The sequence below is a fragment of the Streptomyces uncialis genome, from assembly GCF_001905345.1.
In the GTDB taxonomy this organism is placed as follows: domain Bacteria; phylum Actinomycetota; class Actinomycetes; order Streptomycetales; family Streptomycetaceae; genus Streptomyces; species Streptomyces uncialis.
In genome coordinates this window covers 122015-135017 of the sequence record NZ_LFBV01000003.1, presented here as the reverse complement: position 1 = coordinate 135017, position 13003 = coordinate 122015, and the positions used below count along the sequence as shown (strand labels likewise).

11 protein-coding genes are annotated in these 13003 nt (G+C 72.3%); 4 read left to right on the top strand and 7 right to left on the bottom strand.

The window, feature by feature from the left end:
• The first annotated feature begins 195 nt into the window (after positions 1-195).
• A complete protein-coding gene (locus AB852_RS14745; protein ID WP_073788148.1) occupies positions 196-756 on the top strand; it encodes a tellurite resistance TerB family protein in 561 nt (186 codons plus the stop codon).
• A gap of 357 nt (positions 757-1113) precedes the next feature.
• Here the strand turns inward: AB852_RS14745 and AB852_RS14740 are convergent, their stop codons facing one another.
• Positions 1114-2697: an MFS transporter gene (locus AB852_RS14740; RefSeq protein WP_073788147.1), complete on the bottom strand. Its 1584-nt coding sequence runs from the start codon at positions 2695-2697 to the stop codon at positions 1114-1116.
• Between the two features lie 97 nt (positions 2698-2794).
• On the opposite strand from AB852_RS14740, the gene AB852_RS14735 reads away from it, so the two are divergent.
• Positions 2795-5734, top strand: coding sequence for an AfsR/SARP family transcriptional regulator (locus tag AB852_RS14735; RefSeq protein WP_079184617.1), 2940 nt, complete (start codon positions 2795-2797; stop codon positions 5732-5734).
• Positions 5731-5964, top strand: a complete 234-nt coding sequence (locus tag AB852_RS39205; protein ID WP_143201232.1) for a hypothetical protein — start codon at positions 5731-5733, stop codon at positions 5962-5964. The genes AB852_RS14735 and AB852_RS39205 overlap by 4 nt, the downstream gene beginning before the upstream one ends.
• A gap of 109 nt (positions 5965-6073) precedes the next feature.
• Here AB852_RS39205 and AB852_RS14730 read toward each other — a convergent pair whose 3' ends face one another.
• Positions 6074-6256, bottom strand: a complete 183-nt coding sequence (locus tag AB852_RS14730) for a hypothetical protein (protein ID WP_073788146.1) — start codon at positions 6254-6256, stop codon at positions 6074-6076.
• On the bottom strand, positions 6253-6918 hold the full coding sequence (locus AB852_RS14725; protein WP_073788145.1) for a class I SAM-dependent methyltransferase: 666 nt from the start codon (positions 6916-6918) through the stop codon (positions 6253-6255). Before AB852_RS14725 ends, AB852_RS14730 begins: the two co-directional genes overlap by 4 nt.
• Before the next feature lie 16 nt (positions 6919-6934).
• Between AB852_RS14725 and AB852_RS14720 the strand changes: the two genes are divergently transcribed.
• Positions 6935-7636: a TetR family transcriptional regulator gene (locus AB852_RS14720; RefSeq protein ID WP_073788144.1), complete on the top strand. Its 702-nt coding sequence runs from the start codon at positions 6935-6937 to the stop codon at positions 7634-7636.
• A 276-nt stretch (positions 7637-7912) separates the two neighbouring features.
• On the opposite strand, the gene AB852_RS14715 is transcribed toward AB852_RS14720, so the two are convergent.
• From AB852_RS14715 to AB852_RS14700, 4 genes are all read right to left on the bottom strand, one after another.
• Positions 7913-8701 carry a phosphotransferase gene (locus AB852_RS14715; protein ID WP_073788143.1) on the bottom strand — a complete coding sequence of 263 codons (789 nt, stop codon included), beginning with the start codon at positions 8699-8701 and terminating at the stop codon, positions 7913-7915.
• Positions 8702-8899: 198 nt separating this feature from the next.
• Positions 8900-10234: an NAD-dependent succinate-semialdehyde dehydrogenase gene (locus AB852_RS14710; protein WP_073789124.1), complete on the bottom strand. Its 1335-nt coding sequence runs from the start codon at positions 10232-10234 to the stop codon at positions 8900-8902.
• A 99-nt stretch (positions 10235-10333) separates the two neighbouring features.
• Positions 10334-11434 carry an alcohol dehydrogenase catalytic domain-containing protein gene (locus AB852_RS14705; protein ID WP_073788142.1) on the bottom strand — a complete coding sequence of 367 codons (1101 nt, stop codon included), beginning with the start codon at positions 11432-11434 and terminating at the stop codon, positions 10334-10336.
• Complete coding sequence (locus tag AB852_RS14700; protein WP_073788141.1) at positions 11431-12930, bottom strand: APC family permease; 1500 nt, start codon at positions 12928-12930, stop codon at positions 11431-11433. The genes AB852_RS14705 and AB852_RS14700 overlap by 4 nt, the downstream gene beginning before the upstream one ends.
• Positions 12931-13003: the final 73 nt, after the last annotated feature.

The following is a 13003-nucleotide window of genomic DNA, read 5'->3' as shown; positions in this document are numbered from 1 at the left end:
GCAGGGTGGCCGCCGCCCACCTGCTCGCGGCCCCGGCCTACCGGCGGCTGTCCTCGGTCCCGCACTGACCGGAGAACATGACCGAAGTGGTCGTACCGACCCGCCGGACATGGAACTTCGCCGGGCGGGAACGCGTTGTCACAACGACGCGCGGAACACACGCGGACGAGCAAACGGGTAGCCGAGGTGGCACGGATGGCGATGTGGGACCGGATCAAGGACCAGGCCAAGGGTCTTCAGCAGTCACAGGGGGCACGGAGCTCCGGCGGCCACGGACGGCCGGCGTCGGGGTCGGGGTCAGGATCGGGCGGAGGCTCGAAGGCTCAGCTCGTGGGCCTGCTCAAGACCCAGCTCACCTCCCTCAAGACCGAGCTCAAGAGCGGCTCCTACCGGGACGCCAGCATGGCCATGTGCGCCTTGGTCGCGGCGGCCGACGGGTCGGTCGACCCGGCCGAGCGGCAGCATGTCGAGTCGCTGATCCTCCAGAACGACGTCTTGCAGAACTTCCCGCCGGAGCAACTGCGGCAGCGGTTCAACAAGCACGTCGACCAGCTGATGTTCAACTTCCAGCAGGGCCGGACCGAGGCCATGCAGGAGATCGCCAAGGCGGCGAAGAAGCCGGTGGAGGCCAAGGCGGTCATCCAGACCGGCTTCGTCGTCGCCGGGGCCGACGGCTACATCGCCCCGGCCGAGGAGCAGATCCTGCGCGAGGCGTGCGTGGCGCTCGGTGTGTCCCCGCACGAGTTCGGACTCTGACCGGATCCCGGGCCCGGTGACCCCGGGCCGCCGTGAGCCACGCGAGGCCCGGCGGCCCGGTCGCCTCACGGGGTGAGCGGTCGTTCCCCGCCGACGAGGAGAACGCCGTCGCGGACGCCCGCCCCAACGGCTTCGTCGCCGCTGGGGCCGGGTCGCGTGGGGCCGGGCCGCGGCACGGTGGTCCGCCAAGGCTGTCCCAGGACATGGCAGGGCGGGAAGCTGCGGCTCGCGTCATGAAGCGGCATCCGCCGGACGTCGATCGGCTCCGCACGTGATCGGTCCCGGACGTGATCGGTTCCGCCGGAAGATCGGCCCAGGTCGAAGGTCGCGGTGTCCCGCGGCGGCCGGAGCACGCGTTCAGACCTCCGACCGGGCAGCCCCCTCCGTAGCGGCAGCCCCGTCCAGGGCGGCTTCGTCGGCCTGCGGCTCACCGCCGCCGATGACCCCGATATGCCGCAGCGCCACGGCGGACAGCAGCGAGAGCACCAGGCTGCCGACCGCGGCGACCAGCATCGCCATGTGCAGCCCGGACGTGGCCGCTTCCCTGGCCTGGTCGAGCCAGCCGTCGGGCATCCGGTCGGCGACCGAGGACGCCCCGGCGAGGCTGTCGCCCGCCGCTTCGGCCACCTCGGGCGGCGTACCGGCGGGGATGTCGTCGTCGGCGCGGTCGCGGTAGACGGCGGTGGCCAGACTGCCGAGGATCGCCACGCCTAGGGCGAGGCCCAGTTCCTGCACGGTCTCCGACATCGCCGACGCCGAACCGGCCTTCTCCGGCGGTGCCGCTCCGACCACCAGGTCCGTGCCCAGGGCCGCGATCGCCCCGAGCCCGAGGTAGACCAGCCCGAAGCCGATCACCATCAGGGCGACACCACCCGCGGCGTCCACCTGGGTGAGCAGCACATACCCGAACGTGGAGAGCGCCAGGGTGACGGCCACCACGATCCCCGGCGGCACCCGGCGCGCGACCAGCGGCGCCCCGATCGCCGCCACGAACATCATCAGCGCGGGCGGCCCCATCCACAGACCCGCCTCGACGGGCGGCAGTCCCTCCACGAGTTGGAGCTGCTGGGTGATCAGCAGCATCGAACCGCCGACACCGACGAGTCCGACGAGCAGGACGCTCAACGCGGCGCTGAACGTACGGTCGGTGAACAGCCGCACATCCAGCAACGGGCTCGCCAGCTTGCCCTGCCGCCGTACGAACAGCACCGCGAACACCAGGCCGATCACCGCGGCGCCGATCGTGGCGGTCCCGAGCCCGTCCTTGGCGACCCGCTTCACCGCGTAGACCACCGGCAGGATCGCGATCAGCGACAGGACGACGCTCAGCAGGTCGAACCGGCCGCCGCGCGGCGCGCGGTACTCGGGGATCAGCAGCGGTGCGGCCACCAGAGTCACGATCGCGACCGGGACCGCGACCAGGAACGCCGAACCCCACCAGAAATGGGCCAGCACCGCACCACCCACCACCGGCCCCAGCGCCATGCCGAGCGCGAAGCTCGTCGCCCAGACACCGATCGCCACCGACCGCTGGCGCGGATCGGCGAACATATTGCTGATCAGGGCCAAGGTGGACGGCATCAGCGTGGCACCGGCGATACCCAGTGCCGCGCGCGAGGCGATGAGCAGTTCGGTGCTGTCGGAGAAGGCTGCCACCGCCGAGACGGCCCCGAAGGCGGCGACCCCGATCATCAGCAGCTTCCGGCGGCCCACCCGGTCACCCAGCGTGCCCATGGTGATCAGGAAACCGGCGATCAGGAAGCCGTAGGCGTCCATGATCCACAGCGCCTCGGTGCCGCTCGGACGCAGATCCTCCGCCAGGGAGGGAAGGGCGAGGTACAGCACGGTGACGTCCAGGCCGAGCAGCACGGTCGGCAGCGAGAGGACGGCCAACCCTCCCCATTCCCAGGGACCGGCCCTGTTCACGGTCGATGAGCTCATTGCACTCCCATGCGTGTCGAGTTCGAGAACATGCGAGGTCACTGTGGCGACGGGCGCGCACGAAATCCTGACGGTCCGGCGGCGATACACTGCGTCCATGCGCTACGGGGTACTCGGCCCGCTGGCCGTCTGGGACGCCGAGGGACTGCCGGTCAAGGTCCCCGAGGCGAAAGTGCGCGCCCTGCTGGCGAATCTGCTGATCCACGGCGGCGGCCCGGTACCCGCGGACCGTCTCATCGAGGACCTGTGGGCGGGCAGCCCGCCCGGCGGATCGGTCAACACCCTTCAGACCAAGGTCTCCCAACTGCGCCGTGTGCTGGGCCGTGAGCAGGTCGTCCGCGAACCCGCGGGCTACCGGCTGCTGCTGGCGGACGACGTGGTCGACGCGCTGCGCTTCCAGGAACTGGCCGAACGCGCCCGCGCCCACGAGGAACCGGCGGTGCGCGGAGACCTGTTCGCCGACGCGCTCGCGTTGTGGCGGGGCCCCGCGTACGCCGATGTCGCCGAGCCCCTGTCCGCCCGCGGTGAGATCGACAGACTGGAAGAGCTGCGCCTTACCGTCCTGGAGGACCAGGCCGAGGTACGGCTGACCCTGGGCGAACACCTGGCGCTGGCCCCCGAGCTGGGCGAACTGGTGGCGCGGCATCCGCTGCGCGAACGACTGCGCATGGCCCAGATGCGCGCGCTGTACCGGGCCGGGCGGCAGGGCGACGCGCTGTGGAGCTTCCAGGAGCTGCGCCGTCGGCTGGCCGAGGAGCTCGGGGTGTCGCCCGGGCCCGCGGTCACCGCGCTGCACGAGGCGGTCCTGCGCCAGGAGCCGCATCTGGCCCCGCCGACCGTCGAATCACTGTCCTGCCGTACCAACCTCCCCGCGCCGCTGACCTCGTTGATCGGCCGACGGAAGGCGGTCGGCCAGGTGCGAGCGTGGCTGAGCCCGGACTCCCGTACCCGGCTGGTCACCCTCACCGGTCTCGGCGGGGTCGGCAAGACCCGACTGGCGACAGCCGCGGCACGCGACATGACCGACCGGTTCCCCGACGGGGTGTGGCTGGTCGAACTGGCCGCTCTGGACGCCACGTCGACCCCGGACGACATCGCCGAACGCGTCATCACGACGCTGGGACTGTGCGACACCGCGGCGTCGGAACCGGACCTCGACGACCTGGTGGGCTGGCTGTGCCGGGCGGTCGCCGAGAAGCGCCTGCTGATCCTGCTGGACAACTGCGAGCATCTGATCGAACCGGTCGCCGCGCTCGCCGGAGCCGTGCTGACGGCGGTGCCGGAGGGGCATCTGCTGGTCACCAGCCAGGAAGCCCTCGGTATCCCCGGCGAGAGGGTGCACACGGTGCCACCGCTGGCGCTGCCGGAGCACACCGGTCCGGGAGCGGTCGCCCGGGCGGGCGCCGTCGAGCTGTTCGTGGAGCGGGCGGCGGCAGCGGTGCCCGGCTTCGTCCTCGACGCGGACAACGCGGCGGCGGTCTCCGCGATCTGCCGTCGGCTGGACGGCATTCCGCTCGCCCTGGAACTCGTGGCCCCCCGGCTGCGCACGCTCAGCCCGGACGAGCTCGCCACCCGTCTGGACAGCAGGTTCACCCGGCCCGAGGTCCACGCCCGCGGGCTGCCGGCGAGGCAGCGGACGCTTCGGGCCATGCTCGACTGGAGCTGGCAACTGCTGACCGAGGACGAGCGGACCGTGCTGCGTCGGCTCTCCGTGCACGCCGACGGCTGCACACTGCCGACCGCCGAGGCCGTGTGCGCCGACCGGGACCTGCCCACCGACCGGGTGCCCGAACTGCTGTCCCGGCTGGTCGACCGTTCGCTGGTGGTCCGGGAGGCGGGCCGGTTCCGGCTGCTCGAATCGGTTGCCGCCTACTGCGCGGAACGGCTCGCGGACGCGGACGAGACGGCGACCCTGCGCACGCGGTTCGTGCGGTGCCACACCGAACTGGCCGAACAGCAGAGCGCCCTGCTGCGCGGCCCCGACCAGCGGCGCGGCTTGGAGCGCCTCGACGCGGAGACCGTCAATCTGCGCCGCGCCCTCGACCTCGCGGTCGCGGGCGACGACGCCGGACACGCGCTGCGGCTGGTGAACGCCCTGACGTGGTACTGGTTCCTGCGCGGTCGCCTGATCGAGGCCCGCAGATCGCTGCGGGCCGCGCTGGCCGTCCGGGGCGGGACCGTCCCGGACGCACGACTGGCGGCGCGGGCCTGGCTGACCGGAATGGAACTGCGCACCTCACCCACCGACGCGGCACCGGAACCGGTCGGTGGGGACCCGGCGGCCGGTCTCGGCGATCCGGTGCTCCGGGCCCGGTTGCGGTGGTTCGTCGGCACCGGTCTGACCGGCCACGGCCACCACCGCGAGGGACGGCGACTGGTGGAGGCGAGCCTGGCCGGCGCGCGGTCCGCCCGGGACCACTGGGCGGAGGCCGCGGCCCTGGTCGAGCTCGCCGGTCATGACCCGGCCCAGGGCGCATCCCACGCGGAACTGGGCGCCGCCCTGTTCCATGAGGTCGGTGACCGCTGGGGGCAGCTCCGGGCCACCCGGGCACTGGCCCTCGTGGCCGAACGCGACGGCGACCACACGCGGACCGAACGGCTGCACCAGGAAGGTCTGCTGGCCGCCGAGGAACTCGGGCTGTGGACGGAGGTCGTCGAGGCACTCACCTGCCTCGGCCGGACCGCCCTCGCCACCGGCCGGTCCCGGCGGGCGACGGAACTCTACGAGCGCGCGCTGTCCGTCTCGGCCGAACGGGCCCACCGCCGGGGCGAGATCCGCGCCGAGACCGGACTGGGGCTCGCCGCGCGCCTCCGCGGTGACGAGGAGACCGCCCGACGCCATCTGAACCGCGCCCTGGCCAAGACCCGTTCAACGGCCATGACCGCCGACACCCTGGACATGGCCGCCGGCATCCTTTGCACGGCCGCCGACACCGCCGACACCCCGGACACGCCGCCGGAGCCGGAGCCCGCGCGGCCACGGCGGACCGGGAACCGGGACGCCCCGCCGCCCGGGGCCGTACGATCCGCTCCATGACATCCCGCCGCCGCCCCCTCGGGAACGGCCCCCAGGAGCCCCCGACCCACCCTCCTGCCGACGACGAGCCGGCCCACAGCCGGGTCAGCGCGACCGAGGCCGACCTCGGGGGAGGCCCGCTCTACCGACAGGACAACGCGGACGAGTTGGAAGGCCTCAGAGCACGAGGTCTGTTCACCGCACAGCCCCGCACCGGTACCAGGCCGGGACGCCGGGGCCGCTCGGACTGACCGGACCCACCGGGCGCCGCCCGCGCTCCGCGCCCGGCGCCTTCCCCGGAAGGGAGGCTGCCGGGAGTGCCCGTGCGGCCCACGCGGGCGGGAGGGACCGGACGGGGGTTCACCGGAGGCGGCGGCGCAGCCACCAGTACCCGAGTGCCGCGGCGACGCCATGCGCCGCGAGCACGGTGGCGGCCAGGACGAGCCCCGCCGGACTTCCCCGCCAGAAGTGCCAGGCGACGCCGATGAGGATCAGCGCGAGGGCCGCATGACGTACGGCCCCCCGGGACGGGCCGCGGCTCACAGGCCCGCTGCCCCCGTCGGCCTGGCCGCCCGCACCCAGTGCAGGAAGGGGCGCAGGTCCCCCGACGCGGACACGTCGAATCCCGCGCCGCGGACCAGGGGCGTCAGGAGGTCGACGCGGTTGTCCCGCATGACGGGGCCGACCGTCACGCCGACCAGTCGCCGGGCCGCCCGGCCCCGGGGCGGGCGGTAGTCGGCGAGCAACAGTCTCCCGCCGGGCCGCAGCACGCGGAACATCTCCGCGAGTGCCCGCTCGCGGCGGTCCTCGGGGATGTGGTGGAACGCCAGGCTGGAGATCACCAGGTCGAATGTGCCGTCCTCGCAGGGAAGTTCCTCGGCCACCCCCTGGGCAAAGGTGCAGTGGTCCCGCCGGGCGTGACGCCGGGCGTAGTCGATCATCGCCGGTGCCGGATCGATACCGGTCACCGTCCCGCCCGGGGTCACCGATCGGGCCAGCAGACCGGCGAGATAGCCGGTGCCGCAGCCGATGTCGAGCGCCCGCTCACCGGGCCGGGCCCCGCTCAGTTCCACCAGCCGTCCGTACAGCCGCTGTCGTCGGCCGGCGAACACCACTGCGGAGAGGGCCTCGTATGCGCGGGCCCGTCCGATCGCGTTCGGTGCCGCAGGGTCGTGATGACCGTGCAGGAGATGTCGCAGATCCATCCCCACTCCTTACTTAGTGGCGACTAAGAACAGTCGTATCTTAGTCACGACTAAGTTGTGGGCGGGCTGCTATATCCTGAACGGCGTGAACTCCTCCCAGCCGCCCGCTCGATCGGCAAAGCCGCGCGGAAGGCGTCTGACCGCTCCCGAACGGCGCGAATCGATCCTGCGCGCCGCGACGGAGGTCTTCAGCGAGACGGGCTACCTACGGGGTAGGACATCCTTGATCGCGGCCCGCGCCGGGGTGAGCGAACCCGTGATCTTCAACAACTTCGGGACCAAGCCGGCCCTGTACGCGGCCGTGCTGGAACGCGCCGTGATGTCCGTCTGCCGCACCCTGCGCGAAGCGGCCCTCGGCGGCGAGAGCGTGCCTCAGGTGCTCGGGCGGTTCCTGGAACCGGCCCACGTCGAACGCTTCCACCGCCCCGGGGCCATCGGCTTCCTGTTCGCCGACGCCTCGACCCTGACATCCGACCCCGGCGTCGGCGAGGCGGCCGGTGAGTACTTGCGCGCCTTCGCCGCGGAACTGGCCGACCTGCTGCGCCAAGGCCAGGCGGCAGGCGGCATCCGCGCCGGGATCAACGCCGACGCCGCCGCTTGGTGGCTGCTGTCGATGGTGGCCACGCGTGCCTTCCGCGCCACCGCCATGCCCGGAGCCGACAGCCTGGAAGCCGATCTGACCGCGATGACCCTGGCCACCCTCACCACCGGCATCTGACTGCCTGGGCGCTCTTCGCCCGCCCGACCGGTGCTGGACGCACCCTCCCCGTGCCACGCACGTCTCGGATCCCCCGCCGAGAGGCCCCGTCGTACTGGGAGCCGACACGGCTCCGATGGCTCCATGACACGGTTCACGCCTTGCCAATTCTTCCCGGTATCCCTTGAAGGGCGCGGAAAACATGCACGGGCGCGCCTGTAGCGCCCCGTACCCGAGGCATACCTGTGACCCGGGGACCGGCGAAGCGAGGACCGACCTGCGTCCGTGGAGCAGCGCCTACGACTGCCTGTCCCGGGCTTCGGAGGCACGCGCGGCGAAGTTGTCCTCGATCCACCGGGCGTCCGTCAGATACCGGCGGTCGTGTCCCTCCGCCACATGCGCGCTGAACGCCGGGTGACCCGCCGCGGCGAGCCCCCGCATCCACACCACGAGCGTCCTCAACCGCTCGGCCGCCGTGACCGGCAACCGGGCCCGCTCCTCCGGGGACAGACCGTAGGAGTCGGCGAACAGGGCGAGTCGGCGCCGTGCCTCCGGAATCGGGACGGTGTGCTCCACCTCGTCCGGGGCGTACAGCGGGACGAAGCGGTAGGCGGTGTAGGCGGCGTCCCACAGCCGGGGGCCCGGATGGGCCGTGTCGAAGTCGATGAACGCGAAGGGGAGCCGGTCCCGGAAGACGGTGTTGTACGTCGCCGCGTCGCCGTGGCAGATCACCTCCGCCGGTTCACGCGGGGGCAGTTGCCAGACATCGTCCCGTGTCCGGGCGAATCCGACGGTGGCGTCATGGAGATCACGCAGCAGGCGCCCGGCGGCCACCAGCGAAGCGTCGCTCCGCACTTCGGGTGCGGCGAAGTCGTGCCCCACCTCGCCGGGCAGGTACTCGACGAGTTCCTCGGCACCGTCGCCGCTGAGCCCGTACGGGCGCGGCGCGCCGGTGAACCCCGCTTCGCGCAGATGCCCGAGCAGCCGCTGGACGGTGACGCTCCAGGCTCCGGCGGGGCGCCGGACCAGACCGCCTTCCCGGACGACCCGGTTCACGCCGCCGACGAACACCTCGCGATCATCCACGAAGCCAGGCTAGCCGGACCGGCCACCCTCGGCAGCCGAGTTTCCGCGGGGCGGGTGACGCGGTCGGGGCCGCCTCACGCGCCCGCACCAGTCGCACCGGCGGTCACAGTCGCACCGGCCGCACCCGCACCCCGTACCGGCGGGGACCCGGCTCCCGCCGAGTCCCCGCCGAGTCCCTGTGGAGCGCCGTCGGCTCCGCTAGACGATCGTCCGGATGAGCTTCTTGTTCACGAACTCCTCGATGCCCGGTCGGCCGAGCTCGCGGCCGAACCCGGAGCGCTTGACGCCGCCGAAGGGCAGTTCGGCGCCCTCCGCCCCGACACCGTTGACGAAGACCATGCCGGCCTCGATCCGGTCGGCGACCCGCTCGGCCTGCGACGGGTCGTTGGTGAAGAGGTACGAGCCGAGACCGTAGGGCGTGTCGTTGGCGATCCGTACGGCGTCCTCCTCGTCGGAGGCGGTGAAGACCATCGCCACCGGGCCGAACAGCTCCTCCCGGGCCGCCGCGTGCTCGGTGGTGAGGCCGGTCAGGACACCGGCCGGGAAGTAGGCCCCGCGTCGCTCGCCGGTGCTGTGCAGGGTCGCCCCCTGGGCCACGGCCGCGTCGACCTGACGGCCCAGGTTCTCGGCCGCGGCGGCCGACGACAGCGGCGCGCCGGTCTCGCCGGCGAGCAGCTTGGCGGTGAACCGCTCGACGAACGCGTCGTGGAGGTGGTCGAGGACGACGAACCGCTTGGCGGCGTTGCACGCCTGGCCCGTGTTGTCGAGGCGGGCGGCGACGGCGGATTCGACCACCGCGTCGAGGTCGTCGGTGGCCAGGACGATGAAGGGGTCGGAACCGCCGAGTTCGAGGACCACCTTCTTGAGGTGCCGTCCGGCGATCTCCGCGACGGCCGAACCGGCCCGCTCGGACCCGGTCAGCGAGACGCCCTGGATCCGGGGGTCGGCGATGACGTCGGCGATCTGCTCGTTGGTGGCGTACACGTTGACGTAGGCGCCGGCCGGGAAACCCGCCTCGGCGAACAGCTTCTCCAGCAGCGCCGCGGTGGCCGGGCACTGCGGCGCGTGCTTGAGCACGATGGTGTTGCCGATGGCGAGGTTGGGGGCGGCGAAGCGGGCGACCTGGTAGGCCGGGAAGTTCCACGGCATGATCCCGAGGAGCGCTCCCACCGGGCTGCGCCGGATGACAGCGGTCCCGGGGCCCGAGACGACGCCGATCGGCTCGTCGGCCAGGTACTCCTCGGCGTGGTCGGCGTAGTAGCCGTAGATGTCGGCGCAGAAGTCGACCTCGCCCTCGGCCTCGGCGAGCGGCTTGCCCATCTCCTGGACGATGCTCGCGGCCAGCTCGGCCCGGCGCTCGGTGTGCAGCTCACCGAGGCGCCGCAGCAGTGCGGCCCGCTCGGCCACGGACCCGGTGCGTCCCCAGGCGGTGGCCGCGTGGGCGGCGTCGACGGCCGCCGACACCTCGGCGTCCGTGGCGGTCGGGTAGGTAGCGGTGATCTCACCGGTGGTCGGGTCGGTGACGGCGTACATCATGCCTCCTGGGAGCTGGTCGGGGGACAGCCGCGGCCGCTGTCCCCCTCAAGTGTGCGACGGCCGGAGCCGGTGCCGCGGTCCGGCCGGAAAGCTGCCTCAGGGTTCGAGAATCGTTCGGACCCCGGTGTTCGAACGGAGATCGTCAAGGGCGTCCGCGGCCTCGCTCAGGGGCCGGGTGCGCCCGATCAGGTCGTCCAACGGCAGCCTTCCGGACAGATAGAGACGGGCCAGCTTCGGGATGTCGATCTCCCCGATGCTGGAGCCATAGTTGCAGCCCAGGATACGTTTGCCCTGGTCCGCGAGGTCGAAGGGGTCGAATGTGGCGGTCGCGCCGGTCGCCGCCATCCCCACCAGCACCGCGGCCCCGCCCGAGGTGAGCATGGCCGGGAGGGTGCTGATGACCTTGGGGCTGCCGATCGCCTCGAAGGCGTGGTCGACCCCGCCGAGCTCGTCCTGGCACCAGGCGGCGACATCGGCCGTGTTGCCGTCGAGGGTGTGGGTGGCGCCGAACCGCCGCGCCGCGGCGAGACGTTCGGGGGAGAGGTCGACGGCGATCACGGGGTCGGCGCCGACCAGCCGCAGGCCCATCACGACGGAGAGTCCGACGCCGCCCGTCCCGATCACCACCGCGGACTCGCCGGGGCGGACCCCCGCGGTGTTCACGACGGCGCCGATACCGGTCGTCACGGAGCAGCCGAGCAGGGCGCCGATGCTGAAGGGGAGCTCGTCCGGGACCTTCACCGCGGCGACCTCCGGCACGACCAGCCGCTCCGTGAAGGCGCCGAGTCCCAGGTAGGGCCAGACCGGCTCGCCCTGGTCGTCCGCGAACGCGGTGGTGCCGTCGGGGAGCATGTTGGCGACGGCCTTGGTGCCGGTGCACAGCCACGCCTCACCGGCCACACAGCGGCGGCAGCGGCGGCACGGCGCGAACCAGGACAGGACGACATGGTCACCGGCCCGCACCGAGGTGACGCCGTCCCCGACCGAGGTCACCACCCCGGCCGCCTCGTGTCCGAGGACGAGCGGGCGGTCGGTGGGCCAGTCGCCCGTCACGACATGCAGGTCCGAGTGGCAGACGCCCGCCGCGCGGACCTCGATCTCGACCTCGCCCGGTCCGGCGGGCCGGACCGACACGTCACGGGACCCGAGCCCCGAGACGGGGTCGAGGACAAGGGCGGGGGAAAGCTTCGGCGTCATCGGGATGCCTTCTTCTCTTCGGTGGCCGGGCCTTCGGTGGCCGGGGTGGCGGGGAGCTTGGTGTGGGGCTTGGCGATCACGACGTAGAGCAGGCCGACGACGAAGAGGACGGAGAAGACCAGGATCACGGCCCAGACCTGGACCCAGCTGCCGTCGGCAGGGGCGAGCTCGACACGGGGCCAGGCGATGTTGACGGCCTCGAAGAGCAGCCACACGACGGCGATCACATTGACCACCAGCCCCGCCCGCCCGAGCCTCAGCCGTCCCGCGGCGGGGTTCCACCGGCCGGTCAGCCGGGCGACGAGCGCCACGACCGCGACCGTGAGGAAGATGAAGTAGAAGCCGCCGGAGCCGAAGGCGATCAGGGTCGCGGCGGCATTGCCGTTCAGCCCGAGCAGCAGTCCGAGGCTGGCCAGCACGGCCGTCACGATGAGCGAGACGTACGGGATCTGGCGCGGCCCGACGGTGGCGAGCGTCGGGGAGAACGGCAGCTGGCGGTCGCGGGCGAACGCGAAGACGGCGCGGCCGATATAGGTCTGGATCGAGATGGCGCAGGCGATGAACGCGATCAGGACGACCAGGATGAACGGCTTCTCGCTCCATCCGCCCAGGCCCTCCGTCACGGCGGTGAAGACCGGGTCCGCGAGCGCGCCGGACACGGCGTCCTCGGGCTTGCGCAGGGCGAGCGTCACGGCGAGCCCGGTCAGCAGGACCGTGAGGGCGACGAAGAGATAGGCCCGCAGGAGCGCCCGGGGGACGCTGCGTCTCGGCTGCTCGGTCTCCTCGGCCACCTGTGTGGTCGCGTCGAAGCCCAGGAACGCCCAGCCGGCGACCGCCAGCGCGGTCAGGAAGCCCGCCAGCGCCGACCCGCCGGAGACCGACTCCGCGCCGAGGGTCTCGAAGAGGATCCCGAACCCGTTGTTGTGCACGAAGACCAGGAGGAACACGCTCACCGCGATCGAGGCGACACCCTCGGCGATGATTCCGGCGTTGAGGAAGTGCTTCACCGGGTTGACGCCGAGGAGGTTGATCCCGAGGGCCACCGCGATGAAGACCACACCGAGCAGCACATGGGAGGTGGTCGACAGCGTGCCGTCACCGAACAGCATGTGCAGCCAGGTCGCCCCCAGATAGGCCACGGTGGTCAGGGACGCCACGGCGGAGGCGAGATAGATCCAGCCCACCATCCAGCCGAGGCGTGGCCCGCCGAGCCGCCGCACCCATTGGTACACGCCGCCCGTGACCGGGAACTGGGACGACAGCTCGGCGTAGACCACGGCGACCGTCAGCTGCCCGAGAAAGGCGACGACGACCGCCCAGATCCAGGCGGGGCCCGCGAAGACGAAGCCCAGCTGGACGACGGCGTAGACCCCGACGACGGGTGAGATCGTCGCGAATCCGATGGCGAACACGGCCCAGGTCGACAGGGTCCGTCTCAGCTCCTGCTGGTAGCCGTACTCGGCGAGTTCGCCGGCGTCGGTGCGAGTGTCGTCCACATTGATCTCCTGTACAGGTGCTGCGCGCTGGTCCGCGTGCACGGGCCGTGCCCGTCGGCGCGGGGGTCGCAAC